Genomic DNA, 24,129 nt, shown 5'->3' with positions numbered 1-24,129 from the left:
CGGTTCGGCGTGCTTGGATGGATGCATGACTGATCGCACCAAGCCGGAGTTCGACGCTCCCAGCGGCCCCGCCCCCTCCGACCTCGTCATCCGCGACATCATCGTCGGCGACGGCGACGAGGCCAAGCCCGGTGACACCGTCACCGTGCACTACGCCGGTGTCGAGTACGAGTCGGGCGAAGAGTTCGACTCGTCGTGGGGCCGTGGGGAGAGCATCCAGTTCCCCCTGCGCGGACTGATCCAGGGCTGGCAGGACGGCATCCCGGGCATGAAGGTCGGCGGACGCCGTGAGCTGGTCATCCCGCCGCACCTCGCCTACGGTCCGGCCGGAGGACACTTCCTCGGCGGCAAGACCCTCATCTTCATCATCGACCTGCTCAAGGTCGGCTGACCTTCCGTTCGTCACCGGACGTTCACGAACCCGAGGGGGCTGCGGCCTTCTCGGGTTCGTCATTTTCCACGATCGTGGAATACATTCGTGTGAATGGGAGTTGGCCCTCGTCAGGACGCCGAAACGGCTCCCCAGATCTCAAGGAGTGACATGACCGACACCACCGCCCTCGACATCCCCGGCTACAAGACCGGCACCTGGGTCCTCGACCCGAGCCACAGCGAGGTCACCTTCTCGGTGCGCCACATGATGATCTCGAAGGTGCGCGGCACCTTCGGCGTCAAGAGCGCCACCATCGTCGCCCCCGAGAACCCCCTCGAGGCCACCGTAGAGGCGTCGGTCGACGTCACCTCGGTCGACACCAAGGACGAGGGTCGCGACCAGCACCTCCGTTCGGCCGAGTTCTTCGACATCGAGACCTACCCGACGATGGACTTCCGCTCCACCGGCGTTCGCCTCGAAGACGGCGACTTCCTCGTCGACGGCGACCTGACCATCCGCGGCGTCACCAAGCCCGCCACCTTCTCGCTCGACTTCGGTGGCTTCGGCACCGACCCGTGGGGCAACTACAAGGCCGGCGCGACCGCCAAGACGGTCATCAATCGCGAGGACTTCGGCCTCACCTGGAACGCGGCCCTCGAGAAGGGCGGCGTTCTCGTCGGCAAGGACGTTACCATCGAGCTCGACCTGCAGCTCTCGCTCCAGGCGTGATCTTCACGAGGGTCCGGATGCCGCGGCATCCGGGCCCTCGTCGTTTCCGTGCGGTCCCGGATGCCATGGCATCCGGGACTGTCGTGTTTTCGGGGCGATGCGTCAGGCGTGCGCTCGGCGGGGGAGTCGGATCCGCTGCTGCACCAGCAGGATGCCGAGGAAGACGACGGCGGCGCCGACCGGTTCGTTCCAGCTGATGGTCTCGCCCAGCACGACGATGCCCAGGGCGACGCCGACGACGGGCGTGATGTAGGTGACGGTCGACGCACGCGTGGGACCCCAGGCGCGCAGCGTGTTCTGGTTCCAGACGTAGGCGACGCCGGTGCCGAGCACGCCGAGGGCGACGATGCTCGCCACGACGGGCAGGTCGAGGCGTGGCGGCTCGGCCAGGATGAACGGCGACAGCAGCACCATGAGGGCGGCGGCGGGGCCGATGTAGCCGAAGGCGAAGGCCACGCCCGAGAGGCCGCTGTCGCCGAGGAAGCGCCGCATGTAGGCGAGGCTGAAGCCGTAGCAGGCGGTCGCGCCGAGCAGCGCGAGCTGGGCGATGGTGCTGTCTCCGACCTCGCCGACGGCCCCGGGGGCGATGATGATCGCCACGCCCGCGATGCCGACGCCGATGCCCACGAGCTGACCGACGCGGAGCTTCTCGACGCGGAACACCGCCCAGGCCATCACCGCCGTCATGATCGGCGTGGTGGCGTTGAAGATGCTCGCCAGGCCCGACGACACGTGCTGCTCGGCCCACGCGAACAGCAGGAACGGTACGACGCAGAACGACACCGACAAGACGCACAGGTGCGCCCAGACGCGCAGGGTGCGGGGGAGTCGCTCGCGTCGGATCGCCACGATCGCCGCGAGGGCGAGGGCTCCGAACAGCAGTCGGCCGCCCGCGACCTGCGCCGGGGTCATGCCGGTGAGCGCGACGGCGATGAAGAGGAAGCTCGACCCCCACACGATGCCCGTGAGCACGAACTGCACGGTGATCGAGACGGGGGAGGGAGCGGGGGTGGATGCCACGGAGCCGACACTACGGCCGACCACCGACATCGTGCGGGCCGGTCGGCTGCGACGGCCGAAATCCGCCGACGATCGGCAGGCGCGTGTCGGGCGGCGGGTCAGGGCTGCGGGTCGAGCGCGTCGTACGCGCGGAACCGCGGCGTGAACCGCACCAGCGTGCCGACGAGCCCGAGGATGACGATCCCGCCGAACAGGGGCGGAACCCACAGCGCCGTCAGCGTCGCCAGCGTGCCGGCGTAGAGGGCTCCGATGCGGGGGCCGCCCGCCACCACGACGACGAAGATGCCCTGCAGGCGCCCCCGCATGGCATCCGGGACCGCCGCCTGCATCATGGTCGATCGATAGATCGCGCTGACGTTGTCGGCCGCTCCCGAGACGGCGAGCACGAGCGCCGCGAGCACGATCAGCAGCACCGCCCCGTTCTCTTCGCCGGTGTCGGCGGGGCGCGCCCAGCCCAGGGTCGCGGCCAGGAGCACGACGCCGAACGCGGCGATCGACAGCCCGTACACCTGGATCGCGCGTTCGATGCCGAGCCCCTGGCGACGCACGCGACCGATCGGGCCCGAGAACAGGCTCGAGAAGAACGCCCCCGCCGCGACCGCCGCGGTGAGGACACCCGTGGTGATCGCCCCACCGCCGAGGAGGACCGCGCCGATCGCCGGGAACAGCGCCACGGGCTGGCCGAAGGTCATCGCGATGATGTCGAGCACGTACTGCAGGCGGATGTTCGGCGCGCGGCGCAGGAAGCGCATGCCGTCGCGGAGCGACTCGAGACCGGGCCGCACGATCTCGCCCTCGGGGCGGAGCTTGGGAAGCGACCACAGCCCGAGGAACAGCGACGTCATGAGCAGCACGTCGAGCGAGTAGGTCCACGCGTACCCCGCGAACGCGACCAGGACGCCGGCGAGGGCCGGGCCCGCCATGACCATGATCCCCACCGTCACGCCCTGCAGCGCCGCGGCCGCGGGCAGCAGGTCGCGCGAGATCAGGCGCGGGGTGATCGCCGACTTGGTCGCCATGACGATCGAGTTCGCCGCGGAGTTCACCACGCTCAGCACGAACAGCCACGCCACGGTCTCGAGGCCGGTCCACGCGAGCACCGCCAGCAACGCCGTCGAGACGAAGGTCACCACGGCCGCGAGCAGCGCCACGGTGCGTCGATCGAACGCGTCGGCGAGCATTCCGCCGTACAGGCCCGCGACGATCATGGGCAGCAGCCCCGCCACGGCGATCATCGACACCGCGAGGGTGCTCTGGGTGAGCTCGAACACGTGCAGCATGACGGCGACGACCGTGAGCTGACCGCCGAGGCCGGCGAGCGTCGACCCGACCCACAGGCGCGCGAACGCGGGAGAAGTTGTCAGGGGGCGGATGTCGATGAAGGCGCTCTGGCGCACGCTCATGCGTCGACCTCGATCCGCTTGATGCGCGCGGAGTGGCCGCGCAGGATCTCGACGTCGCGCGGGGCCACCGCGAAGTGGGCGGCGAGGGCCCTCACGACGCCGTTGTTGGCCGCGCCGTCGACCGCGCGCTCGCGGACGTGGACCACGAGCCCGTCGGCGGTGTCTTCCACGAGGGGGCCGCGCCGGCTTCCGGGTTTGACGCGGACGGTGAGCTGCACGGATCGAGGCTACGCCAGGCCTCCGACACCATCGGTCGCGCGCGGCGTCGGGATGGCGGCATCCGGAGCCCCCCGACGAGCACCCTGCGCGGCCGGGCTCGAGCGTCGCCGACCGGTGCGGTCCCGGCATCCGGATGCTGGTAGACTCATGCGGTTGCCGTTCGATCGGCCGCGGATAAAGAGAGCTCGCACATCGTGTGACGGGCGCCGCGCAATGAGAAGGAAGGGGATCCCATCTATGGCACTCGAAGCAGACGTCAAGAAGGCGATCATCGAAGAGTACGCGACGCACCCCGGTGACACCGGATCCCCCGAGGTGCAGGTCGCGATGATGACGCAGCGCATCAAGGACCTCACCGAGCACCTCAAGATCCACAAGCACGACCACCACTCGCGCCGTGGACTCTTCCTGCTCGTCGGTCAGCGCCGTCGCCTGCTGGGTTACCTGCAGGATGTCGACATCAACCGTTACCGCTCGCTCATCGAGCGTCTCGGTCTGCGTCGCTAATCGCACCAGCGTTCTATCGCGCAAAACATTCTTGGAAGGCCGCCCCACAGTGTGGGGCGGCCTTCGTCATTCCCGGATGCGGGGAGAGAGGTCGCTGAGCCTGTTGACGGGGCCGGCGGCTTCGACAGGCTCAGCCACCTGGGTCGCGCAGGGGCCGGTGGCTTCGACAGGCTCAGCCACCTGGGTCGCGAAGGGACCGGTGACTTCGACAGGCTCAGCCACCTCCGTCGCGAAGGGGTGGGTGGCGTCGACAGGCTCAGCCACCTGGGTCGCGAACGGACCGGTGACTTCGACAGGCTCAGCCACCTCCGTCGCGAAGGGGTGGGTGGCGTCGACAGGCTCAGCCACCTCGGTCGCGAAAGGACCGGTGACTTCGACAGGCTCAGCCACCTGGATTGCAAACGGGGTTCAGGATGCCGCGCGGGCGGCGACCAGGTCGGGGTGCCAGCGCTCGGCCACGTCGGGGTGGGCGCGCAGCCGTGACTTGAGCGCGTTCTCGCCGTAGGTCGCGTGGATGGGGTTCGACGGGTCCTGCGAGACGCCGCGGGCATCGGCGGCGAGCTCGGCGGGAAGCTCGATGATCGGCAGGCGCGCGTCGAGGGCCGGGTTGAAGAAGAACGGCACCGAGATGCGCTCGTCGGGGAAGCGCGGCGAGATCACCCGGTGGTTGGTCGCCGTGAGGTAGCCCTGCGTGGCGTACTCGAGCAGTTCGCCGATGTTGACGACGAAGGCCCCCGAGACCGGGGGAGCGTCGACCCACTCGCCGTCGCGCTCGACCTGCAGGCCGCCCTTTCCGGGCTCGACCCACAGCAGGGTGAGCACGCCCGAGTCCTTGTGGGCGCCGACCCCTTGCTGGGGAGTCGGGTCGTCCTTGCCGGGGTAGCGGACGATCTTGATGAGGGTCTGCGGGTCGCCGAAGTGGCGGTCGAAGTACTGCTCCTCGGCGCCGAGCGCGAGGGCCCAGGCGCGCAGGAGCTTGCGGGCGATGCCGGTGAGGTGATCGTGCCACTCGGCCACGACCTCCTGCAGCTCGGGCTGAGCGGCGGGCCACAGGTTGGGTCCGACGAGACGGTTGTAGCCGGGGCCGTCGGGGTCGGTCACGGGCTCGCGCTCGGGGCCGATGTCGATCTGCTCGCGCCAGTCGACGCGGCCCTGCGTCAGCTCGCCGCCGACGCGGGTGTAGCCGCGGAAGTGCGGGCTCGTGACGTTCTCGATCGACAGCTTCTCGGCATCGGGCAGGGCGAAGAAGTCCTTCGCGGCCTGCAGCAGGCGCTCCTCGAGGGCCGGGCTCACGCCCGTGCCGGTGAGGTAGAAGAATCCGACGTCGTGCGTCGCGGCGCGCAGCTCGTCGCGGAACCGGGCGGCGGCATCCGGCCCCTGATCGAGGAGCGAGAGGTCGAGGACGGGGAGATTGAGCTCGGACATGGGTCGAGGCTAGATCGGCGCGAGATGGCGCGCGCGAATGTTGCCGCGGGTTACTTCCGAGGTTCTGAAGGCGATTTCGAGGTGCGCGAATCGACGAATGTGCGTAATCTGTCACAGTCAGGTGAGGCTGTCCTTACCTGATCCGCACCGTCGCGGCCCCGTCCTCTCACGAAAGTCGGAACACCCGCCCGTGCTTGCCAGCTTCTTCGCCACCTTCCTCATCGGCCTCCGCGAAGGCCTCGAGGCCGCGCTCGTCGTCGGCATCCTCGTGGCCTACCTCACGCGCGTCGGCCGGCGCGACGCGCTGCCGAAGCTGTGGACCGGAGTGGGCCTGGCGATCGCGCTCGCGCTCGCCATCGGTGCCGCGTTCACCTTCAGCGCCTACATGCTCACCTTCGAGGCGCAGGAGCTGCTCGGCGGCGGACTGTCGCTGCTCGCGGTGGCGATGGTCACCTGGATGATCTTCTGGATGCAGAAGGCCGGCCGCACGATGAAGTCGGGCCTCGAAGGCGGCGTCGACAAGGCGCTGCGCGGGGGCGTCTGGGCGCTCGTCGCGATCGGGTTCGTCTCGGTCGCCCGCGAAGGCGTCGAGACGACGCTGTTCCTGTGGGCCATGGTGCAGTCGTTCCAGGACCAGGCGATCGCGTTGATCGGCGCCGTCATCGGCCTCGGCGTCGCCGCGGTGCTCGGATGGTTCATCGCGCGCGGCATGCTGCGCCTCAACCTCGGCCGCTTCTTCACCTGGAGTGGGGGCTTCCTCGTCGTCGTGGCCGCGGGCGTGTTGGCCTACGCCTTCCACGACCTGCAGGAGGCCGGTGCCCTGCCCGGTCCGTTCGGGGCCGGCGCTCCCGTCGATCCCGCGACCGGACTCGTCGCGATCGGCTGGGCGGGTATTCCCTTCGGCTGGGCCTTCAACGTCTCCGCCGTGATCGCGCCCGACAGCGCGCTCGCCGCGCTTCTACAGGCCACCGTCGGCTTCATGCCGAAGATGACGTGGCTGCAGGTGATCGCGTGGGTGGTCTACATCGCCGTGGTCGTGCCGCTGTTCATCCGCGGCGTCCGCGGCAACCGCCGACCGCGCGCCGCGCAGGCCGCTGCAGCCGCGTCGGTCCCGGCCGCCCCCGCGGCCGCACCCTCGCCCGCCCCGGCCTCGCCGACCACCCCTGTCGCGAGGACCACCTCGACCGCGACCCCCGCCACGTCCTGACCCTTCTTCCGCGTGCGCTGGGCGCCGCGGCATCCGCCCCACATCCGAACGGAGCACCCATGAATTCGACACGCCTCCTCGCGGCCACGGCCGTGGCCGGCGCGGCCGTCCTCGCCCTCTCGGGCTGCGTCGCCAAGGCCGACGCGGCCGCCGGGGGAGCGCTCGCCGTCACCTCGACCGCGGACGACTGCGCGGTGTCGGCGAGCACGGCGCCCAGTGGCACCGTCGCGTTCGACATCGCGAACAAGAGCGACCAGGTCACCGAGTTCTACCTGCTGGCCTCCGACGGCCTGCGCATCGTCGGCGAGGTCGAGAACGTCGCCCCGGGAGCCTCGCGCACCCTCACGGTCGTCGCCCAGCCCGGTGACTACTTCACCCTCTGCAAGCCCGGCATGGTCGGCGACGGCGTGGGCAAGAAGAGCTTCACCGTCACGGGTGACGCCGTCGCGGTCGAGGGTCCGGATGCCGAGCAGAAGAAGCAGGCCGTCGACCTCTACGCCGCGTTCGTGAAGGACCAGACGGGCCAGCTCCTCCCCGCCGTGCAGAGCTTCACCGCCGCCTACGAGTCGGGCGACGACGCCACCGCCCGCGAGCAGTTCCCGCGCGTGCGGGCGTTCTACGAGCGCATCGAGCCGATCGCGGAGGCGCTGGGCGACCTCGACCCGCGCATCGACTACCGCGAGGTCGACGCGGTCGCCGAGGGCCTGGAGTGGACCGGTTTCCACCGCATCGAAAAGGACCTGTGGGTCCCCGCGCACGATGCGCTCAACGCCGACGGCGAGACGCCGGCGTGGAAGGACTGGGCGCCCTCGACGCCCGCCGAGCGCGCGACCTACGGCGACAAGCTGATCGCCGACACGCAGGAGCTGTACGACTACGTGCACTCCGACACCTTCACGCAGACCCTCGAGGACCAGGGCGTGGCGGGCATCTCGAACGGCGCGATCGCGCTGCTCGACGAGGTCGCGACCGGCAAGATCAGCGGTGAAGAGGACTGGTGGTCGGGAACCGACCTCAACGACTTCGCCGCGAACGTCGAGGGCTCGAAGATGGCCTTCTCGCTCGTGCGCGACTTCGCCGAGTCGAAGGGCGACAAGGGTGCCGAGCTCGTCACCCGCATCGACGCCGGGTACGCCGACCTCGAGGCGGCACTGGCGACCTACGGCTCGCTCGACGCCGGCTTCGTTCCCTACAGCCAGGTCACCGAGGCCGACAAGCGCCAGCTCACCGACCTCATCAACGCCCTCGCCGAGCCGCTGTCGCAGCTGACGGTCACGATCCTGGAGTGAGCATGAGCGACGCCGAGAACGCTGCCGACGAGAAGACTCCGGATGCCGGTGGCCTGTCCCGCCGCGGACTGATGGGGCTGGCGCTGGGCGCCGGCGCCACGGGACTCGTCGTGGGCGCGGGCGGTGGCCTCGTCGGCGGGCAGGCGTTCGCGCGTGAGCAGCAGAAGGCGGTGATGGATGCCGCGGCGCCGGCCAGCGGCATCCATCAGCCCGGTATCACGACGGAGGTGCAGGAGCACCTGCACTTCGCGTCGTACGACATGATGGCGCGCACCACCCGCGACGACCTGGCCGAGCTGCTGTCGGACTGGACGTACGCAGCCACCCGCATGATGCAGGGGCTTGAGGTGAGCGCGAGCGGCGCCGTCAACGGCTCGCCCGAAGCCCCGCCCGACGACACCGGCGAGGCGCTCGGCCTGCCCGCCAGCAACCTCACGATCACCTTCGGCTTCGGTCCCTCGCTGTTCGACCAGCGCTTCGGTCTCGAGGCGCAGAAGCCCGCGGGGCTCGAGAGGCTCCCGGCCTTCCTCGGCGACGACCTCGACCCGCTCCGCTCCGACGGCGACCTGTGCATCCAGGCGTGCGCCGACGACCCCCAGGTCGCCGTGCACGCGATCCGCAACCTCAGTCGCATCGCCTTCGGGCGGGCGACGATCCGGTGGTCGCAGCTCGGATTCGGCCGCACGTCGAAGACCACGGCCGACCAGTCCACGCCGCGCAACCTGTTCGGCTACAAGGACGGAACGGCCAACATCCTCGCCGACGACACGGCCGCTCTCGACGAGAACGTGTGGGTGTCGGCGTCCGAGGGTCCGGCGTGGCTCGCGGGCGGGTCGTATCTCGTCGCGCGCCGCATCGCGATGCTCATCGAGACGTGGGACCGCACGCGCCTCGCCGAGCAGGATCGCGTCGTCGGGCGCGACAAGGCGAACGGCGCCCCGCTCTCGGGTGGCGACGAGTTCGCCGCGCCCGACTTCTCGGCCGTGGGGGCGACGGACAAGCCCGCGATCGACGCGCGCAGTCACGTGCGGCTCGCGCATCCCGACATGAACGGCGGCATCCGCATCCTCCGCCGCGGATACAACTTCGTCGACGGCACGACCGATCTCGGACGCCTCAACGCGGGGCTGTTCTTCCTGTCGTTCCAGAAGAGCCCCGACCGCTTCATCACCCTGCAGAAGGCCCTGGCGACGGATGCCATGGGCGAATACCTGCGCCACGTGGGCTCGGGACTGTGGGCCGTGCCGCCCGCCGCCCCGGCCGGCACCTCGATCGGCGCGGGCCTGCTCGGGGCGTAGGGTTCCGGTCGGCAGGTGGCTGAGCGTGTCGAAGTCACCGGGCGTCTGCGGGTTCCGGTCCCTTCGACAGGCTCAGGGACCTCGCTACGAAGTCACCGGGCGTCTGCGGGTTCCGGTCCCTTCGACAGGCTCAGGGACCTGGGTACGAAGTCACCGGGCGTCTGAGGGTTTCGGTCCCTTCGACAGGCTCAGGGACCTCGCTGGGTAGGTGGCTGAGCTTGTCGAAGCCACCGGGTCCCTTCGACAGGCTCAGGGACCTCGCCGGGCAGCTGCGGGCTCGCGGCCTGCGCCGAGCGCGCGATCGCGGAAGAGCCACGGCATCCGGGGCTCGACGAGCGGGCGGAAGACGCGCCGCACCGGGCGGCTCGACAGGGCCGCGGTGATGGCGACGCTGGCGAGCATGACGACCGGGATCCACACCCACATCGGTTCGAGCCCGCGCAGCACCCCCGACTGGCGGAACGGGTAGAGCACGAACGTGTGCAGCAGGTAGACGTACAACGTGGAACGGCCGAGATGCGTCCACCGGGTCTCGCGGCGCGGGATCAGCACGAGGAACGCCGCCATCAGCACGAACGCGAGGGCGATGATCGCCAGGCGCACGGCGCCCGCCCACCAGTGCGGGGCGTCAAGATCGACGTAGGCGTCGACGAAGAAGAACCACGTTCCGAGGCGCAGATCCTGCCACGTGTCGACGAACACGAAGGCGAGCACGCCGGCTCCCGCGAGGATGCCCGCGGCGACCACCCGCATCCATACCGGGCGGCTCGCGAGCAGCCCGAGGCGTGCGACGACGTCGTGCTCGCGCAGCCACCACCCGAGGGTGAAGAACGGCAGCAGGCCGAGGAACCGCGAGACCGAGAAGGTCGAGTCGATGCTCGGCAGGTATCCCGCGGCGACCGAGATCGCCAGTGCCCAGACGACGGGGGCGCGCAGCAGAGCCAGATACGGCAGGGCGACACGGAAAAGCGCGAGCGCGAGCAGGAACCACAGGGTCCACGACGGTTGGGCCGGGTCGAGGTTCGTGCGGCCGGTGACGGCGAACTGCACGATCGTCCAGAGGGTCTCGAAGATCACGTACGGGGCGATGAGATCGGTGAACACGCGCGCCATCCGCCGCCGCGTGGGCTCGGCCGCCGACGAGAAGTAGCCCGAGACGAGGGCGAACAGCGGCATATGGAACGCGTAGACCAGCAGGTACAGTGCCTCCGCGGCATCCGAGTCGTAGGTGAGGCGCTGGATCGCGTGTCCGAGCACGACGAGCACGATCGCGGCGAAGCGGGCGTTGTCCCAGAAGGGCACGCGCGCGGTCGCGGGGATGGGGGTCACGGCATCCGTCATCTCGAGCGACGCTAGTCGCGAGCCCGTGACGGGTCGACGGGGGCGGTTTCCGGATGCCGGTGAGGTAGGCGGAATAAAGCTGGGCGTGGTGCGTTCCACCATGTATATTCAGATGCATACAAACGGAGGTCGCATCATGAACGAGACGAACACCTGGCCCGGAATGCAGTTCGGTGTCATGACGGTGAGCGACATCACCCAGGACCCGACCACCGGCACGACGCCGAGCGAAGCCCAGCGCATCAAGGACACGCTCACGATCGCCAAGCACACCGAAGAGGTCGGCCTCGACGTCTTCGCCCTCGGCGAGCACCACAACCCGCCGTTCTGGTCGTCGTCGCCCACGACGACGCTCGCGTACATCGCGGCCCAGACCGAGCGCCTCATCCTCACGACCTCCACGACGCTCATCACCACGAACGACCCGGTGAAGATCGCCGAAGACTTCGCGATGCTGCAGCACGTGTCGAACGGTCGCGCCGACCTCATGCTCGGCCGCGGCAACACCGGCCCGGTCTACCCCTGGTTCGGTAAGGACATCCGTCAGGGGCTGCCGCTGACCATCGAGAACTACGACCTGCTGCACAAGCTGTGGCGTGAAGACGTCGTCGACTGGGAGGGGAAGTTCCGCACCCCGCTGCAGGGCTTCACCTCGACCCCGCGTCCCCTCGACGGCGTGCCCCCGTTCGTGTGGCACGGCTCGATCCGCACGCCCGAGATCGCCGAGCAGGCCGCCTACTACGGCAACGGCTTCTTCGCGAACAACATCTTCTGGCCCAAGGAGCACTACCAGCGCCTCATCACGCTGTACCGCGAGCGCTTCGCGCACTACGGCCACGGCACGCCGCAGCAGGCGATCGTCGGCCTCGGCGGTCAGGTGTTCATGCGCGCCAACTCGCAAGACGCCGTGCGGGAGTTCCGCCCGTACTTCGACAACGCGCCCGTCTACGGTCACGGCCCGAGCCTCGAGGACTTCAGCGAGATGACCCCGCTGACCGTCGGCTCGCCGCAGCAGATCATCGACCGGTACGCCGCGATGCGCGAGACGTTCGGCGACTACCAGCGCCAGCTCTTCCTCATCGACCACGCCGGTCTTCCCACCAAGACCGTGCTCGAGCAGCTCGACATCCTGGGCGGCGAGGTCGTGCCGGTGCTGCGCAAGGAGCTGCAGAAGAACCGCCCGGCCGAGGTGCCCGACGCCCCCACGCACGCCAACCAGGTCGAGAAGATCTACGCCGGCGCGGCTCCGCGTCAGGCGGTCCCCGGCGCGAATCGCGGCGACAACATGGTGTCGGGGAGCCCGTACCAGGATGCCGCGCCCCGCTCGGGCAGCGCGTTCGGCGCCGCAGCGACCAAGGTCGGTGCCTGAGATGGCCGCCCGTCGCATCGCGGTCGTGACCGCGGGCCTGTCGACGCCCTCGTCGACCCGCATGCTCGGCGATCGACTCGGCCACGCCGTGCTCGCGGAGCTGCGCGAGCGCGGGATCGAGGCCACCGCCGACGTGTTCGAGCTGCGCGACTACGCCCACGAGCTGACCGACAACCTGCTCACCGGCTTCGCCCCGCCCGCCCTCGAGCAGATGATCAACACGGTCGTCTCGGCCGACGGGATCATCGCGGTGACGCCGATCTTCTCGACCAGCTACTCGGGTCTGTTCAAGTCGTTCATCGATGTGCTCGACCCGCAGGCGCTCACCGGAACCCCCGTGCTCATCGGAGCGAACGCCGGCACCGCCCGGCACTCGCTCGCGATCGACTACGCGATCCGTCCGCTGTTCACCTACCTGCACGCCAACCCCGTGCCGACCGGTGTGTTCGCCGCCTCGAGCGACTGGGGTGCCAACGCCGACGAGGTCGCCCCGCTCGGATCCCGCGTCGACCGCGGCGCCCGTGAGCTCGCCGATGCCATCGCCGCCCGCGAACCCGCGCGCGACGCCGACCCGTTCGACCCCTCGTCGTACCTCGGCGAAGGCCGCTCGTTCGGCCACCTGCTGGGTGGTCTGTCGGGGGAGTGACCCTGTGACGGAGCCCCGTCGCCCGTTCGTTCGGGTGGCGGGGCTTCGTGCTGTGCGCGCAGCGGCGCAGAGTGAGCGATTCGCGCAGGTTCAGTTGTCATCGGGGGTTTCGGGCTGAGGATGTGCGGATTGCTGAGGGTGCGCGGATCGCGGTGTGCGGGCGTGACGGCGCAGGGTGAGCGATTCGCGCAGCTTCAGTCGTCATCGGGGGTTTCGGGCTGAGGATGTGCGGATCGCTGAGGGTGCGCGCATCGCGGTCCGTGGGACGCGGTCGGGGCAGCGGATGCGGAGCGGTGAGGCGACGGCATCCGTTCTGCCGCCTCGGTTCGACGGCGACGCGGGCGCCGGGGCGCTCGCACGCGGATCTAGGGTGGGAGCGAGCCGGAGGAGACCGAATGGATGCCACGCAGTGGGACGAGCGCTACCGCGCTTCCGCCGGGGGAGTATGGGCAACCCAGCCTCCCGCCGTCGTCCGTGAGATCGCCGGCGCGCTCGCACCGGGTTCCGCGATCGACGTCGCAACCGGCGACGGACGCACCGCCCTCTGGCTGGCGCAGCGCGGCTGGACGACGACGGGCATCGACTTCTCGAGTGCGGGTCTCGCGCTCGCCGCTGCCCGCCCGGGCGGCGACGCGGTCTCGTGGGTGCGTGCCGATGTGCACGAGTTCGAGCCCGCGGCATCCGTCGATCTGGTGGTGTCGTGCTACCTGCATCTGCGCGACAACGCCGCGGCCATTGCGAGGATCGCGGAGTGGGTCGCCGTCGGCGGGACGCTCGTGGTGATCGGCCACGACGTCGACAACATCGCCGCGGGCGGACACGGACCCTCCGACCCGGCGATCCTCTACACGCCCGAGCTGTTGAGCGGCGCGCTCGACGACCGCTTCCGCATCGAGCGCTGCGAGCAGGTGACGCGAGGGACCGCCGATTCCGAGCTGCGCGACGGGCACGCGCACCCCGCGATCGACACGGTGCTGCACGCGGTGCGGGTGCGCTGAGCAGCGGCGACGGGTCGGTCGATCCGCGCGTGACCGGGGGCTTCGACGGGCTCAGTCACCTGGGGTGCGACGGGGCGGTCGGTCCGCGCGTGACCGGGGGCTTCGACGGGCTCAGTCACCTGGGGTGCGACGGGGCGGTCGGTCCGCGTGTGACCGGGGGCTTCGACGGGCTCAGCCACCTGGGGTGCGACGGGGCGGTCGGTCCGCGCGTGACCGGGGGCTTCGACGGGCTCAGCCACCTGGGTTGCCACGGGGCGGTCGGTCCGCGCGTGACCGGGGGCTTCGACGGGCTCAGCCACCTGGGGTGCGACGGGGCGGTCGGTCCGCGCGTGACCGGGGGCTTCGACGGGCTCAGCCACCTGGGTTGCCACGGGGCGGTCGATCCGCGCGTGACCGGGGGCTTCGACGGGCTCAGCCACCTGGGGTGCGACGGGGCGGTCGATCCGCGCGTGACCGGGGGCTTCGACGGGCTCAGCCACCTGGGGTGCGCCCGCGCGGCGACGGGGCGGCCGGTCCGCGCGTGACCGGGGGCTTCGACGGGCTCAGTCACCTGGGTTGCGACGGGGCGGTCGGTCCGCGCGTGACCGGGGGCTTCGACGGGCTCAGCCACCTGGGGTGCGACGGGGCGGCCGGTCCGCGCGTGACTGGGGTGCACCTCACAGCACGATGTCGTCGGCGCTCCGCAGCTCGCGTGCGGCGACCGGGCGCAGCCCGCGACGCACGAAGGTGTCGGCGTCGACGAGCGGGCCGACGTCGACGCCCGCTTCGGCCGCGATGTCGGCGATCGGCACCTGGAAGGTGCGGAACGCGCCGAGGGGCGGCACGACGAGGCCCTGCCGGGTGCCGACCAGCTCGCTCTGATCGAGCACAAACCCGGCCGACGCGAGCGTGTCGCCCTGACGCCACGCGGCGATCTTCCAGAACCGCAGCGGTACCCGGATGCCGCGGTAGGGCGGGTCGTCGCCGGCGAGCACCGGCGCGGTGAACACGGCGATGCGCTGGTCGGTCGCCTCGGCGTAGGCCAGCACGTGGTCTTCGAGTCCGAGCCAGAGCTCTTTCGACTGGTTGAAGCCGGCGGCCTGCGGAGCGGCGTTCGTGTAGAAGAACGTCGCCTCGGTGGCCTCGCGCGCCTCGTCAGTGGCGCCCCAGCCGGGATCGCGGCGGCGCACGAGATGCCCGCGGTCGAGGTCGTTGCGGCTATAGACCTCGGGCCCGGCCTGCGCCTCGGCGGGAGCACGCGAGTCGAGACGCCACTCACCCGTGCGCGGCAGATCCAAAAGGCTCGCTCCGTCGATCACCACGGCGGTGACCGCCGCGAAACGCCGCTGCTCGTCGAGCAGCACGCTGAAGCGCGGGTAGTCGAGCCGCGTGGTGGGCTGCGCGGGAGAGGGGAGGGGCAGGGGGATGCCGAGGAAGTCCGGGTCGTAACCGTCGCTCATGCCTCCATCGTGCCGGTGACCTCCGACATCGCGACAGACTGGATGAATGGAACAGCACGTGAAGACCCGCCGCGACGCCCCCGCGGGGTTCTTCGCCGCCGAGGCCGCCGGGCTCCGCTGGCTCGCCGAGGCGGCTGGCGCGCGCATCGCCGAGGTGTTCGAGGTCGCCGACCAGCGGATCGTGCTGGAGCGCATCGCCGAGACGCGTCCCTCCGCCGAGGCCGCCGACGCGTTCGGTGCCGCCCTCGCCGCGACGCACGATGCCGGGGCCGAGGCGTTCGGCTCACCCCCGCCCGGGTGGACGGGCGACATCTTCATCGGCAGCCGCTCGCAACCGGCGCGACCGAAGCCGTCGTGGGGCGTCTTCTACGCGGCGCAGCGCGTCGAGCCGTTCGTGCCGATCGCGGTCGCGGCCGGCAACCTGTCGGCATCCGGAGCCGAGGTCGTCGGGCGCGCGTGCGCGTTGATCGCGGCGGGAGCCTTCGACGACGACGAACCGCCCGCGCGCCTGCACGGGGATCTGTGGGCGGGCAACGTGCTGTGGGGCCACGAGGGTGTTGTGCTGATCGACCCCGCGGCTCACGGCGGTCACCGCGAGACCGATCTTGCGATGCTCGCGCTGTTCGGCTTCCCGTTCCTCGAGCGGATCCTCGATGCCTACGATCGCGCGCACCCGTTGCGCGACGGCTGGAGCGAGCGCGTGCCGGTGCACCAGCTGCATCCGCTCGCCGTGCACGCCGCCGGCCACGGGCCGTCGTACGGGCGCGCCCTCGTCGACGCCGCCGAGCAGACGCTCGCCCTGGGCTGAGGCGCCGGGCGCCGGCATCCGGGATCTTCGAACGGTCAGGAGCGCGCGGCCGCCCGCCGCTTCGCCCGCCGCGCGAGCACGAGGTCGATGCCGACGCCGATCCCCACGGCCACGACGATCGACGCCACCACCGCCACCACCGGGCCGCCCGGTACGAGCGCCGCGACGACCGCGCCGATCACCGCTTGGTACGCCGCCCACGCGAGGGCGGCGAGGGCTGCGACGCCGAGGTACCGCGCCGGATTCACCCGTGCTGCACCCGCCGCGAGGTTCACCGCGAGCCGCGCGAAGGGCACGAACCGCGCGGTGAAGAGCACGACCGCGGCGTTGCGCTCGAGGCGCGCTCGCGCCCAGTCGAGGGCGGCGGAGACGCGGGGTCCGCGCATCCACGCCCAGCGCTCGACGCCCACGAGGCGCCCCACCAGATAGCAGCCGAGGTCGCCGGCGAAGGCCGCGGCCCCGGCGACGACGATCACCGCGGCGAGCGGGGGAGTGCCGTGGGCGACGGCGAGGGCGCCGAACGCCGTGACCGCGGCCTCGCCGGGGATTACGACGAGGAACGCGTCGGCGAACACCAGCAGCGCCATCGCGGGCAGCGCCCACGGACTCGCCGCGATCGCCTGCAGCCACGCGTCGACACCGTCCATTCGGTCACTCTCCGCCGTGGATCGAGACGCCCCGCCCACGCGCCGGTGACGCCCGGCGGAGCATCCGGTGAACATCGCGAACGTCGGGGCCGAACGGCGCCCCGCGGGCCCCGGCACGCCTCACCCTGGTGTCGTGAGAGTCGCGCTGCTGGCCGAATCCTTCCTCCCGCACATGAACGGGGTCACCGGTTCCGTTCTCCATGTCCTGCGCCATCTGGCGGAGGCGGGCCACGAGACGCTCGTGATCGCCCCCAAATCCGGCGACGTGACCGCCGACCTGCACGGAGCCCGCACCGAACTGCTGCGCTCGGTGCCGCTGCCCTCGTACCCCGAGGTGCGCGTGGTATTCGCCCGGGCGGCGCGTCTGGGAGCGCTGCTGCGCGACTTCGACCCCGACGTCGTGCACCTTGCCTCGCCGTTCGTGCTGGGGTGGCAGGGGCTCGCCGCCGCCGACGCGCTCAAGATCCCCTCGGTCGCGGTGTATCAGACCGACGTCGTCGCCTACGCCCAGAAGTACGGCCTGCCCCACGCGACCGCCCTCGTCGCCGGTCACGTCGCCCGCCTGCACCGCCGGGCGACCCTCACTTTGGCTCCGTCGTCGTCGTCGACGCGGCAGCTCGAGCAACTGGGCGTCGACCGCATCCGCCGGTGGGGGCGGGGAGTGGATGCCGTGCGCTTCGCCCCCGAGCACCGCGACGGGTCCTGGCGCGCGGAGGTGGCCCCGGCTGGTCAGCGCATCGTGGGCTACGTCGGTCGCCTGGCGCCCGAGAAGCAGGTCGACGACCTGCGCGCGCTCGCCGAGGTCGCCGACACCCGGCTGGTCATCGTGGGAGACGGGCCCTCGCGCCCCGCCCTGGAGAAGGCGATTCCGGATGCCGTGTTCACGGGCCACCTGTCGGGGTCGGAGCTCGCGCGGGTCATGGCCGGCTTCGACGTGTTCGTGCACCCGGGCGAGAGCGAGACCTTCGGCCAGACGATCCAGGAGGCCCTGGCCAGCGGGGTGCCGGTGGTCGCCACGGGCGTCGGCGGACCCCTCGACCTGGTGCGCTCGAGCGTCGACGGGTGGTTGTACAAGCCCGGCGACCTCGACGACATGTGCGCCCGCGTCGCCGACCTCGTCGGTGACGAGTCCAAGCGCCGCGCGTTCTCTCGCGCCGCGCGCGACGCCGTGCAGGGCCGGACGTGGGAGGCGCTCACCCGCGATCTCGTCGGGCACTACGCGGATGCCGTGGCCCTGCGCCGCGTCGACGACGTGATGCTGCGACGCGGGGTCGCGCGGCCCGCCGCGCCCGCGGCATCCGGAATCCGAGGGCGGTGGACCCGCTTCGTCGCCCTCGGCGACAGCCTGACCGAGGGCCTGTGCGACGCCTCGCGCATGCCGAGCGGGCAGTACCGGGGGTGGGCCGACCGTCTCGCGGAACTCTTGGCCCACACGAGCGACGCCGGACCGTTCCGCTACGCCAACCTAGCCGTGCGCAGTCGTCGCGTGCGGCACCTGATCGACGAGCAGATTCCCGCGGCCCTCACGCTCGAGCCCGACCTCGTGTCGATCCTCATCGGGGCGAACGATCTGGTGGGCCCCGCCCCGGTGCTGTCCGCGCTGGTCGCCGAGGTCGAGTCGGCCGTGCGCGCGGTGCGGCGCACGGGAGCCGACGTGCTGCTGGTTACGACCTTCTTGCCGCGTCGGCCCGCGGCCCGCATCTTCGCCCGTCGCTTCGCCGCCTACAACGTGCACCTGCGGCGCATCGCCTCGGAGCAGGGGGCGATCCTGCTCGACCTCGAAGCGGTGGGCGAGATCGGCGAGACGTCGATGTGGGCCGACGACCTCGTGCACCTCAGCTCGGCCGGTCACCGTCTCGTCGCCTATCGCGCGGCCGAAGCGCTTGGAGTGCCCGACGCGCGTGCACTGCTGGGGCTCGACGAGGCCCTGCACGCCGACGATGGCGACCGGCCGGGCGGAACCTGGCTCACGCGCGACGCACTGCCCTGGGTGTGGCGGCGCGTGCGGGGGCGCACGGCCGGCGACGGCGTGCTGGCCAAGCACACCGAGTACGTCGAGCTGCCCACTCGCGGCGATCGCGAGCGTGCCGACGCGGTGTGATCCGCTGCGGGCCGGCTCGGTCGCTTAGCCGTGCGGATGCGTCAGTACCAGCCGGTCTGCTCCGAGTGCGCCCACGCCCCGCACGGTGAGCCGTAGCGGCCGCTGATGTAGGTCAGCCCCCACGAGATCTGGGTCGCCGCGTTGGTGCGCCAGTCCAGACCAGCGGATGCCATCTTCTCGCCCGGCAGCGCCTGGGGGATGCCGTAAGCGCCGCTCCAGGGGTTGAGGGCGTCGGCGCGCCAGCCCGACTCGCGGTTCCACAGCGATACGAGGCACGAGAACTGGTCGTCGCCCCAGCCGTAGCTGCGGATCGCGCCGCGCGCGTAGTCGCGAGCCTGGGACGGGCTCATGGTCGGACCCGCCGGGGCCGTGGACCCGCCGCCTCCCGCGTTCGATCCGCCGCCGGGGTTAGAGCCGCCACCGGAGCTGGACCCGCCGCCGGAGCCGGAGCCGCCACCGGAGCCGGAGCCGCCGCCGGAGCTGGATCCGCCGCCGGAGCTGGACCCGCCGCTGCTCGATCCGCCGCCCGAGCCACTGCCGCCGCTGGAGCCCCCGCCGCCGGAGGAGGAGCCGCCCGAGCCGCTGCCGCCCGCTCCGCCGCCCGGGGTCGATCCCGACCCGCCGGAGCCCGACCCGCCCGCGTTCACCCCGCCGCCGCTCGAGCCGGAGCCCGCGCCGGGCCCGCCCGTCGCGCCGCCGGGTGCGGCGGCGTCGCGCTGCGCCTTCTCGCGTTCGCGCGCGGCGCGTTCGGCGTCGGCGGTCGTCTTGCGCAGAGCGGCGAGCTGCGCGTAGAGGTCGTTGAGCCGGGCCTGCGCCGACGCGACGGTGGCCGCCTCGGCATCCGCATCGCTCTGCGCCGTCGCCGCGGTCGACTGCGCGTCGGCCGCCAGGCGTGCCGCTTCGTCGCGGGCCTGCTCGGCCTGCTCTCGCAAGGAGGCGGCGACGTCGGAGGCGCCGCGGGCCTCGCCGGCGGTGCGCGCTGCCAGCGTGGTGACGCGGTCGAGGATGCCGAGGCGCTGCAGCAGCGAGTCGGGATCTGCGTTCGTCAGCAGCTGCGCCACCAGCGGGCCACCGCCCACGGTGCGCATGAGGCGGGAGGCGCTCGCTCCGGCGCGCGTGCTCGCGGCGGAGAGCGCGGCGTCGGCCGCCTCGCTCTGGGCGGTGAGACCCTCGGCGCGCTGCGCGGTCGTCTCGGCCTGCAGGCGCGTGCGTTCCGCGAGGGCGGACGCATCGAGGGCGCGGCGCGAGGCCTCGGCCGCCGAGGTCTCCGCGGCGTCGAGCTCGGCCAAAACACGGTCTACGGCGGCCTGGTCGACCGCCGCGACGGGGGCGAGGGTCGAGGCGGAGAGGGATGTCGCGCTCGCCGGCGACGGGGCGATCACCGCGCCCAGGAGCACGCACGCGAGAAGCGTGTGACTACTGCGACGAATGAGGCCCATGAGGTCACGGTAGAGCACTTCGCCGTGCGTGCCCACCCCGCATGGGCGGTCGCTGGTAGGGTGAGGACCGAATGCCGTCTTGGCATCCGCTCAAATAAATACGAGCTCACGGAGCAGGCCGGCAGACGCTGGTCGCCTGTGGTGGACTCCCCGTCGTCAGCGCCGGGTGGTCGAGCACTGGTGGCCAGTCGCCGGGATTCCCTCGCCGATCGCATCGGCGTGCCCTTTCTGCCTGTTCCTGCTCCTTCGCATGTCAGCTCGTCGCCCACACGGGGCGGCGAGCCTAAACAAAGAAGGAGGGACCTCTTGGAAGGTCCAGAAATCACCGCCGCTGAAGCCGTTCTCGACAACGGCCGTTTCGGCACCCGCACCGTCCGGTTCGAGACCGGACGCCTCGCTCAGCAGGCTCAGGGCGCTGTCGCCGCCTACCTCGACGAGGAGACCATGCTCCTGTCGGCCACCAGCGCCGGCAAGCACCCGCGTGAAGGCTTCGACTTCTTCCCGCTGACCGTCGACGTCGAAGAGCGTTCGTACGCCGCCGGCAAGATCCCCGGCTCGTTCTTCCGCCGCGAGGGTCGCCCCTCCACCGAGGCCATCCTCGTGTGCCGCCTCATCGACCGCCCGCTGCGCCCGTCGTTCGTCGACGGCCTGCGCAACGAGGTGCAGATCGTCGTCACCGTGCTCTCGATCGCCCCCGGCGAGTTCTACGACGCGCTGGCCATCAACGCCGCGTCGCTGTCGACCCAGATCTCGGGTCTGCCGTTCTCGGGCCCCATCGCGGGTGTGCGCCTGGCGCTCATCCCCGGCCAGGGCGAGACCGCTGACCAGTGGGTCGCCTTCCCGACCGTCACCCAGCTCGAAGACGCCGTCTTCGACCTCATCGTCGCGGGCCGCGTGCTCGACGACGGCGACGTCGCCATCATGATGGTGGAGGCCGAGGCCACCGAGGGCAGCTGGAACATGATCAAGGGCGGCGCGACCAAGCCCAACGAGCAGGTCGTCGCCGAGGGCCTCGAGGCCGCCAAGCCCTTCCTGCGTCAGCTCGTCGACGCGCAGAACGAGGTCGCGCGCACCGCGGCCAAGGAGATCCAGTCGTTCCCCGTCTTCCCGGCCTACAGCCAGCAGACGTACGACTTCGTCGCCGGCCGTGCCTACGACCGTCTGGTGCCCGTGTACCAGATCGCCGACAAGCAGGAGCGCCAGAACGCCGATGACGAGGTCAAGACCTCGGTCAAGGAGCAGCTCCTCGCCGCCGTCGAGTCGGGCGAGCTGCCCGCCGTCGCGACGCTCGAGTTCAACGCCGCGTACAAGTCGGTCACCAAGACGATCGTCCGCGGTCGCATCCTCGCCGAGGGCGTCCGCATGGACGGCCGTGGCGTCGCCGACATCCGCCCGCTCGACGCCGAGGTGCAGGTCATCCCGCGCGTCCACGGCTCGGCGATCTTCCAGCGCGGTGAGACCCAGATCCTGGGCGTCACCACGCTGAACATGCTCAAGATGGAGCAGCAGATCGACTCGCTGTCGCCCATCACCAGCAAGCGCTACCTGCACCACTACAACTTCCCGCCGTACTCGACCGGTGAGACCGGTCGCGTGGGTTCGCCGAAGCGTCGCGAGATCGGTCACGGCTTCCTGGCCGAGCGCGCCCTCGTTCCGGTGCTGCCCAGCCGCGAGGAGTTCCCCTACGCGATCCGCCAGGTGTCCGAGGCTCTCGGCTCCAACGGCTCGACGTCGATGGGCTCGGTCTGCGCCTCGACCCTGTCGCTGCTGAACGCGGGTGTGCCCCTTCGCGCCCCCGTCGCCGGCATCGCGATGGGCCTCGTCACCGACGAGGTCGACGGCCAGACGCGCTACGCCGCCCTGACCGACATCCTCGGCGCCGAAGACGCCCTCGGCGACATGGATTTCAAGGTCGCAGGCACCAGCGAGTTCATCACCGCGATCCAGCTCGACACCAAGCTCGACGGCATCCCGTCGTCGGTGCTGGCCGCAGCCCTCACCCAGGCGAAGGAGGCTCGCCTCACGATCCTCAACGTCCTGAACGCCGCGATCGACGCTCCCGACGAGATGGCGCCCACCGCGCCCCGCGTCATCAGCGTGCAGATCCCGGTCGACAAGATCGGTGAGCTCATCGGACCCAAGGGCAAGACGATCAACTCCATCCAGGACGAGACCGGCGCCCAGATCTCGATCGAGGACGACGGCACCGTGTACATCGGTGCGACCGACGGCCCCTCGGCCGAGGCGGCCCGCGCCCAGGTGAACGCGATCGCGAACCCGACCAACCCCGAGGTGGGCGAGCAGTTCCTCGGAACCGTCGTCAAGATCGCGACCTTCGGTGCGTTCGTCTCGCTGCTCCCCGGCAAGGACGGCCTGCTGCACGTCAGCGAGGTCCGCAAGCTCGCCGGTGGCAAGCGCGTCGAGAACGTCGAAGACGTGCTCTCGGTCGGTCGCAAGATCCTCGTGCGCATCACGAAGATCGATGACCGCGGCAAGCTGTCGCTCGAGCCCGTGCTCGACGAGGACGCCGCCGCGACCGAGCCTGCCGACACGCAGAGCTCGGCCGCCGCGAGCGAGGGCCCCGAGGCTCCCGCCGAAGGCTGATCCTTCTCGTCGATCGGATGCCCGTCCCGCCTCGTGCGGGGCGGGCATCCGTCGTGTGACGCGAGTGACGCGTGGGGGAGGCGTGACGACGCTCGTCAAGCGTTACGCAATATTTACCGCCGAGCCGGGCGAAACGACGGGCCGGTCACGGGGACCGCCTACCCTCGGAAGTACGTCGGGGGGCGTGGTGATACGGGTCATCCGTACCGTCGACCCGGCGCCGCGGAGAGGGGATCTCGCCATGAGCGGCTCAGGCGTCGATGAGACGGCCACGCCGCGCCTGCGACGCGATCGAGCCCCGCATCCGTCGACCCCCATCACCCTGCAGGGCCCCGGCCTCGGCTCGCACGTCCGCGTGCCCCTGGGCGAGAGCGGCTTCGAGGTCTTCCCGATGTTCCTCGGGGGCGGCGAGTTCGGCTGGAACGTCGACGCGCGCGCGAGCCACGAGATCCTCGACACCTACGCCGAGCTCGGCGGCAACGCCCTGCACACCGCCGACAGCTACGCCGCGGGACGCAGCGAGTTCATCATCGGCGAATGGCTGCGCAGCCGTCGGGCGCGCGACGAGGTCGTGCTGACCGTGCGCGTGGGCAGCCACCCCGACAACCCCGGCCTCGACTCGGTCAACCTGGTGCGCGCGGTCGAAGCTTCGCTGACGCGTCTGGGCACCGACCGCATCGACGTGCTGTCGCTCGACGCCGTGCGCGGCGACGCCGCGATGCTCGAAGACACCCTCGCCACGAGCGAGTGGCTCGTCGAATCCGGCAAGGTGCGGGCGATCGGCGCCCACGGCTACTCGGCCGCTCAGCTCGTCGAGGCCCGCATCCTCTCGTCGGCCGGCTACCCCCGCATCACCGTGCTCGACGTGCCGTACAACGTGCTGCGGCGCGCGGAGTTCGACGGCGACGTGCGGCTGATCGCCCAGGCCCAGAACATGGCGGTGACGCCGTCCCACCCCCTCGCGCACGGGTTCCTCGCCGGCGAGACGCGCACCCGCGGTCAGTCGACGCAATCGGTGCGCGGAACGCAGGTCGCCGCGCACCTGAACCGTCGGGGCTCGCGCGTGCTGCGCGCCCTCGACGCGGTGGGCAGCGAGCTCGGGATTCCGGATGCCGCCGTGGCGGTCGCCTGGCTGCTCGCGCAGAAAGTCGTCACCGCTCCGATCGTCAACGCGTTCGCACCGCGGCACGTGGTCGAGTGCATGCGCGCCGTCGGGGTGCGCCTGAGCCGCGCTCAGCTGTCGGATATCGCCCGCGCCGCCGAGTGA

General features: G+C 71.2%; 23 protein-coding genes. 14 read left to right on the top strand and 9 right to left on the bottom strand.

Annotated features, from left to right (window positions below):
- Window positions 1-25 precede the first annotated feature (25 nt).
- Window positions 26-391, top strand: a complete 366-nt coding sequence (locus tag RWH43_RS00375) for an FKBP-type peptidyl-prolyl cis-trans isomerase (protein WP_013583439.1) — start codon at window positions 26-28, stop codon at window positions 389-391.
- A 150-nt stretch (window positions 392-541) separates the two neighbouring features.
- Window positions 542-1,102, top strand: coding sequence for a YceI family protein (locus RWH43_RS00370; RefSeq protein ID WP_144828392.1), 561 nt, complete (start codon window positions 542-544; stop codon window positions 1,100-1,102).
- A 102-nt stretch (window positions 1,103-1,204) separates the two neighbouring features.
- Here the strand turns inward: RWH43_RS00370 and RWH43_RS00365 are convergent, their stop codons facing one another.
- The 3 genes from RWH43_RS00365 to RWH43_RS00355 form a co-directional block, all read right to left on the bottom strand.
- Window positions 1,205-2,122: a DMT family transporter gene (locus RWH43_RS00365; protein WP_144828389.1), complete on the bottom strand. Its 918-nt coding sequence runs from the start codon at window positions 2,120-2,122 to the stop codon at window positions 1,205-1,207.
- A 98-nt stretch (window positions 2,123-2,220) separates the two neighbouring features.
- Window positions 2,221-3,525, bottom strand: coding sequence for an MFS transporter (locus tag RWH43_RS00360; protein WP_144828387.1), 1,305 nt, complete (start codon window positions 3,523-3,525; stop codon window positions 2,221-2,223).
- The gene (locus RWH43_RS00355) at window positions 3,522-3,743 is read right to left on the bottom strand and encodes a DUF167 domain-containing protein (protein WP_154095933.1); all 222 of its coding nucleotides are present in this window, start codon (window positions 3,741-3,743) and stop codon (window positions 3,522-3,524) included. The genes RWH43_RS00360 and RWH43_RS00355 overlap by 4 nt, the downstream gene beginning before the upstream one ends.
- A gap of 238 nt (window positions 3,744-3,981) precedes the next feature.
- Between RWH43_RS00355 and rpsO the strand changes: the two genes are divergently transcribed.
- On the top strand, window positions 3,982-4,251 hold the full coding sequence (rpsO, locus tag RWH43_RS00350) for a 30S ribosomal protein S15 (protein ID WP_013583433.1): 270 nt from the start codon (window positions 3,982-3,984) through the stop codon (window positions 4,249-4,251).
- 66 nt (window positions 4,252-4,317) lie between these two features.
- Here rpsO and RWH43_RS00345 read toward each other — a convergent pair whose 3' ends face one another.
- Together RWH43_RS00345 and RWH43_RS00340 are read right to left on the bottom strand one after the other, a co-directional pair.
- Window positions 4,318-4,641: a hypothetical protein gene (locus RWH43_RS00345; RefSeq protein WP_316000370.1), complete on the bottom strand. Its 324-nt coding sequence runs from the start codon at window positions 4,639-4,641 to the stop codon at window positions 4,318-4,320.
- Window positions 4,642-4,659: 18 nt separating this feature from the next.
- The gene (locus RWH43_RS00340) at window positions 4,660-5,676 is read right to left on the bottom strand and encodes an isopenicillin N synthase family dioxygenase (RefSeq protein WP_316000369.1); all 1,017 of its coding nucleotides are present in this window, start codon (window positions 5,674-5,676) and stop codon (window positions 4,660-4,662) included.
- 190 nt (window positions 5,677-5,866) lie between these two features.
- On the opposite strand from RWH43_RS00340, the gene efeU reads away from it, so the two are divergent.
- From efeU to efeB, 3 genes are read left to right on the top strand one after another with little or no spacing between them, the layout of a single operon-like run.
- Window positions 5,867-6,883: an iron uptake transporter permease EfeU gene (gene efeU, locus RWH43_RS00335; RefSeq protein ID WP_316000368.1), complete on the top strand. Its 1,017-nt coding sequence runs from the start codon at window positions 5,867-5,869 to the stop codon at window positions 6,881-6,883.
- 59 nt (window positions 6,884-6,942) lie between these two features.
- Window positions 6,943-8,172, top strand: coding sequence for an iron uptake system protein EfeO (gene efeO, locus RWH43_RS00330; protein ID WP_316000367.1), 1,230 nt, complete (start codon window positions 6,943-6,945; stop codon window positions 8,170-8,172).
- Window positions 8,173-8,174: 2 nt separating this feature from the next.
- Window positions 8,175-9,470, top strand: coding sequence for an iron uptake transporter deferrochelatase/peroxidase subunit (gene efeB / locus RWH43_RS00325; RefSeq protein ID WP_316001100.1), 1,296 nt, complete (start codon window positions 8,175-8,177; stop codon window positions 9,468-9,470).
- A 249-nt stretch (window positions 9,471-9,719) separates the two neighbouring features.
- Here the strand turns inward: efeB and RWH43_RS00320 are convergent, their stop codons facing one another.
- Complete coding sequence (locus RWH43_RS00320; protein ID WP_316000366.1) at window positions 9,720-10,811, bottom strand: acyltransferase family protein; 1,092 nt, start codon at window positions 10,809-10,811, stop codon at window positions 9,720-9,722.
- 136 nt (window positions 10,812-10,947) lie between these two features.
- Between RWH43_RS00320 and RWH43_RS00315 the strand changes: the two genes are divergently transcribed.
- The 4 genes from RWH43_RS00315 to RWH43_RS00300 all read left to right on the top strand — a co-directional run bounded on the left by RWH43_RS00315 (window position 10,948) and on the right by RWH43_RS00300 (window position 14,348).
- Window positions 10,948-12,180 carry an LLM class flavin-dependent oxidoreductase gene (locus RWH43_RS00315; protein WP_316000365.1) on the top strand — a complete coding sequence of 411 codons (1,233 nt, stop codon included), beginning with the start codon at window positions 10,948-10,950 and terminating at the stop codon, window positions 12,178-12,180.
- Between the two features lies 1 nt (window position 12,181).
- Window positions 12,182-12,826 (top strand): FMN reductase, encoded by a 645-nt coding sequence (locus tag RWH43_RS00310; RefSeq protein ID WP_316000364.1) that lies wholly within the window; start codon window positions 12,182-12,184, stop codon window positions 12,824-12,826.
- A gap of 395 nt (window positions 12,827-13,221) precedes the next feature.
- Window positions 13,222-13,824 (top strand): class I SAM-dependent methyltransferase, encoded by a 603-nt coding sequence (locus tag RWH43_RS00305; RefSeq protein ID WP_316000363.1) that lies wholly within the window; start codon window positions 13,222-13,224, stop codon window positions 13,822-13,824.
- 29 nt (window positions 13,825-13,853) lie between these two features.
- Window positions 13,854-14,348, top strand: a complete 495-nt coding sequence (locus tag RWH43_RS00300) for a hypothetical protein (protein WP_316000362.1) — start codon at window positions 13,854-13,856, stop codon at window positions 14,346-14,348.
- A gap of 132 nt (window positions 14,349-14,480) precedes the next feature.
- Here RWH43_RS00300 and RWH43_RS00295 read toward each other — a convergent pair whose 3' ends face one another.
- Window positions 14,481-15,263 carry a DNA/RNA non-specific endonuclease gene (locus tag RWH43_RS00295; protein WP_316000361.1) on the bottom strand — a complete coding sequence of 261 codons (783 nt, stop codon included), beginning with the start codon at window positions 15,261-15,263 and terminating at the stop codon, window positions 14,481-14,483.
- A gap of 46 nt (window positions 15,264-15,309) precedes the next feature.
- Between RWH43_RS00295 and RWH43_RS00290 the strand changes: the two genes are divergently transcribed.
- Window positions 15,310-16,071, top strand: a complete 762-nt coding sequence (locus RWH43_RS00290; RefSeq protein ID WP_316000360.1) for a fructosamine kinase family protein — start codon at window positions 15,310-15,312, stop codon at window positions 16,069-16,071.
- A gap of 35 nt (window positions 16,072-16,106) precedes the next feature.
- Here RWH43_RS00290 and RWH43_RS00285 read toward each other — a convergent pair whose 3' ends face one another.
- Window positions 16,107-16,718, bottom strand: coding sequence for a DedA family protein (locus RWH43_RS00285; protein ID WP_316000359.1), 612 nt, complete (start codon window positions 16,716-16,718; stop codon window positions 16,107-16,109).
- A 133-nt stretch (window positions 16,719-16,851) separates the two neighbouring features.
- Here RWH43_RS00285 and RWH43_RS00280 point away from each other — a divergent pair, with 133 nt between their 5' ends.
- Window positions 16,852-18,819 carry a GDSL-type esterase/lipase family protein gene (locus RWH43_RS00280; RefSeq protein WP_316000358.1) on the top strand — a complete coding sequence of 656 codons (1,968 nt, stop codon included), beginning with the start codon at window positions 16,852-16,854 and terminating at the stop codon, window positions 18,817-18,819.
- Window positions 18,820-18,860: 41 nt separating this feature from the next.
- Here RWH43_RS00280 and RWH43_RS00275 read toward each other — a convergent pair whose 3' ends face one another.
- On the bottom strand, window positions 18,861-20,258 hold the full coding sequence (locus RWH43_RS00275; protein ID WP_316000357.1) for an aggregation-promoting factor C-terminal-like domain-containing protein: 1,398 nt from the start codon (window positions 20,256-20,258) through the stop codon (window positions 18,861-18,863).
- A gap of 306 nt (window positions 20,259-20,564) precedes the next feature.
- Between RWH43_RS00275 and RWH43_RS00270 the strand changes: the two genes are divergently transcribed.
- Together RWH43_RS00270 and RWH43_RS00265 are read left to right on the top strand one after the other, a co-directional pair.
- On the top strand, window positions 20,565-22,862 hold the full coding sequence (locus RWH43_RS00270; protein ID WP_230704397.1) for a polyribonucleotide nucleotidyltransferase: 2,298 nt from the start codon (window positions 20,565-20,567) through the stop codon (window positions 22,860-22,862).
- Window positions 22,863-23,103: 241 nt separating this feature from the next.
- Window positions 23,104-24,129, top strand: a complete 1,026-nt coding sequence (locus tag RWH43_RS00265) for an aldo/keto reductase (RefSeq protein ID WP_144828347.1) — start codon at window positions 23,104-23,106, stop codon at window positions 24,127-24,129.

The organism is Microbacterium algihabitans (assembly GCF_032464975.1).
GTDB classification, from domain to species: Bacteria; Actinomycetota; Actinomycetes; order Actinomycetales; family Microbacteriaceae; genus Microbacterium; species Microbacterium algihabitans.
This window is presented reverse-complemented; position numbering and strand designations above follow the sequence as displayed.